The sequence below is a fragment of the Micromonospora sp. WMMD736 genome (assembly GCF_049179015.1).
Classification (GTDB): Bacteria; Actinomycetota; Actinomycetes; order Mycobacteriales; family Micromonosporaceae; genus Micromonospora.
Genome location: NZ_JBMHMI010000105.1, coordinates 1 through 2,587, shown reverse-complemented (window position 1 = coordinate 2,587; position 2,587 = coordinate 1). Strand labels below are relative to the sequence as shown.

Sequence of the window (2,587 nt, the reverse complement as noted above, 5' to 3'; positions counted from 1 at the left end):
GCGGCATTGCCCAGTCCCCCGCGTCCACCGGCCGCTGCCTCGAACCGGGTACCGGTGCCGACCAGGTCTGCCAGCAGCTGCCCGTTCTCGTCGAGCACGATGGTGCCGTCGGGCACCTTGACGATCAGATCGGCGCCCGCCGCGCCGTCCCGGTTGCTGCCCGCGCCCTGCTTACCGGAGGGCGCGACCACGTGCGGATGAAAGTGGAAGTCGAGCAAGGTGTGCACCTGCGGGTCGACCACGAGAACGACACTGCCGCCGCGACCACCGTTACCACCGTCGGGCCCACCGAGCGGCTTGAACTTCTCGCGGTGCACCGATGCGCAGCCGTTGCCGCCGTTGCCGGCCCGCGCATGAATCACGACGCGGTCGACAAACCGGGGCATCGGACTCCCTTTCCCAACCGCTCTCTAACCACCGAAATGTACCTTTCGGCGAAAAAGTGCGAGAGCCCGACTGCCGAACGTCGATCTCGACGCGGCGCTAGGCCTCCTGGCGGGTGACCCGCACCACGCTGACCGTCTTGCGGCCCCGCTTGGTGCCGAACTCCACCGCGCCGGGCGCGGTCGCAAACAGCGTGTCGTCGCCGCCCCGGCCGACGTTGGTGCCGGGATGGAAATGCGTACCCCGCTGACGGACCAGGATCTCGCCGGCCTTGACGACCTGACCACCGAACCGCTTGACGCCGAGGCGCTGGGCGGCTGATTCGCGGCCGTTACGTGAGCTGGAAGCGCCCTTCTTGTGTGCCATCTGTCGCTCCTACTTGATGCCGGTGACCTTGAGCACCGTCACCTGCTGACGGTGACCCTGCCGCTTGTGGTAGCCAGTCTTGTTCTTGAACTTGTGGATGCGGATTTTGGGACCCTTGGTGTGCTCGAGCACTTCGCCGGTCACCGCGACCTTGGCCAGATCGCTGGCATCGGTCGTGACCTGGGCGCCGTTGACGACGAGCGCGACGGGCAGCGAGACCTGGTCGCCGGGTGCGGAGTCGAGCTTCTCGACCTTGACCACATCACCGACAGCTACCTTGTACTGCTTGCCGCCGGTCTTGACGATCGCGTACGTGGCTGTGTCGCTTGCCATCATTCTTCTTTCTCTAACGTCGCTGTGCGCGCTGCATCACCGGTTGGTGCGCACGTGGGTCTGGGTGCGGGGCGAACGAGGCCCCGCTGCCACCGGCCAGCGGCCTGGCGGCAACTGGTCAAGGTTACGTGACCAGCGGGTAAAGGGTCAAACCGCCTGTCAGGCGTCGTGGCTGGGTGGTCCTGCCGGTCGGGCGGCGGCCCGCCGACGGTGCCGGCCACCACGCGCGGCCGCCACCGGTTCGCGCTCGTCGTCGTATCCGTTGGTGTCATCGTCGGAGTCGTCGGAGTCGTCGGAGTCCTCGTCATCCTCAGAATCCTCGTCATCCTCAGAGTCCTCGTCATCCTCGGAGTCCTCGTCGTCATCCCTGTCGATCACGTCGATGTCGTCGTCGATGTCCTCGTCGTCGTCATCGTCGAAGTCGTCTTCGGACTCATCGTCGGTGTCTGAGTCATCGTCGGACTCGTCGACGTCCTCGGTGTCGCTGTCGTCTTCGTCGAGGTCGTCGTCGATGGCCGCCGATTCCTCGGCCTCGGTGTCCTCGTCGAGTTCGTCGCGGAACGTCTTCTTGGTGTCGCCTTCGCCGGCGTCGCCGTCTGCTTCGGACTCGTCACCGTCGTCATGGTGCTTTCCGTTGGCCGCCGCCATCGCCTTGAACATCGGATGCTCACCGGCCGGGTGCGCCGGCACCTTGGCGACCGCGACGTCGTCGGACTTGGCGCCCTTCTTGCCGCGCTTGCCGCGGCGCCCGCCGGACTCGGACTTGCGCCCGGCGGCGGGTCCGGAGTCGACGGGGTCACCGTGCAGCAGGATGCCGCGGCCCGCGCAATGCGGACAACCGGTCGAGAACGCCTCGACCAGCCCGGTGCCGAGCTTCTTGCGGGTCAGCTGAACCAGCCCCAGCGACGTCACCTCCGACACTTGGTGGCGAGTGCGGTCGCGGGCCAACGCCTCGGTGAGCCGCCGCAGCACCAGGTCCCGGTTGGATTCCAGCACCATGTCGATGAAGTCGATGACCACGATCCCGCCGATGTCGCGCAACCGCAGCTGGCGCACGATCTCCTCGGCAGCTTCCAGATTGTTGCGGGTGACGGTCTGCTCCAAGTTGCCGCCCGAGCCGGTGAACTTGCCGGTGTTGACGTCGACGACGGTCATCGCCTCGGTGCGGTCGATGACCAGGGTGCCGCCCGACGGCAGCCACACCTTGCGGTCCAACGCCTTGACCAGCTGCTCGTCGATACGGTGCACGGCGAACACGTCAGGACCCGACTCGCCGTCGGACCCCACCACCGGCTCGTACTTGGACAGCCGCGAAACCAGATCCGGCGCAACCGAACTCACGTAGCCGTGGATGGTGTTCCAGGCGTCCTCGCCGGACACGATGAGGCCGGCGAAGTCCTCGTTGAACAGGTCGCGGATGACCTTCACCAACACATCGGGCTCTTCATAGAGCGCCACCGCGGCGCCGGCCTTCTTCGCGGTGATCTCGGCGGCCTTGGCCTCG

At 66.7% G+C, this 2,587-nt stretch carries 3 protein-coding genes and 1 pseudogene; all 4 read right to left on the bottom strand.

All coding sequences use genetic code 11. The features are described from left to right. Positions 1 to 386 (bottom strand): annotated as a pseudogene (gene obgE / locus ACN269_RS34225) (GTPase ObgE); the annotation flags it as partial. Between the two features lie 97 nt (positions 387 to 483). Further along, positions 484 to 750: a 50S ribosomal protein L27 gene (rpmA, locus tag ACN269_RS34220; RefSeq protein ID WP_421477409.1), complete on the bottom strand. Its 267-nt coding sequence runs from the start codon at positions 748 to 750 to the stop codon at positions 484 to 486. A 9-nt stretch (positions 751 to 759) separates the two neighbouring features. Beyond that, positions 760 to 1,083 (bottom strand): 50S ribosomal protein L21, encoded by a 324-nt coding sequence (gene rplU / locus ACN269_RS34215; RefSeq protein WP_421477411.1) that lies wholly within the window; start codon positions 1,081 to 1,083, stop codon positions 760 to 762. 159 nt (positions 1,084 to 1,242) lie between these two features. Then, positions 1,243 to 2,587: ribonuclease E/G (locus tag ACN269_RS34210; RefSeq protein ID WP_421477407.1), on the bottom strand; the 1,345-nt coding region annotated here is incomplete at its 5' end.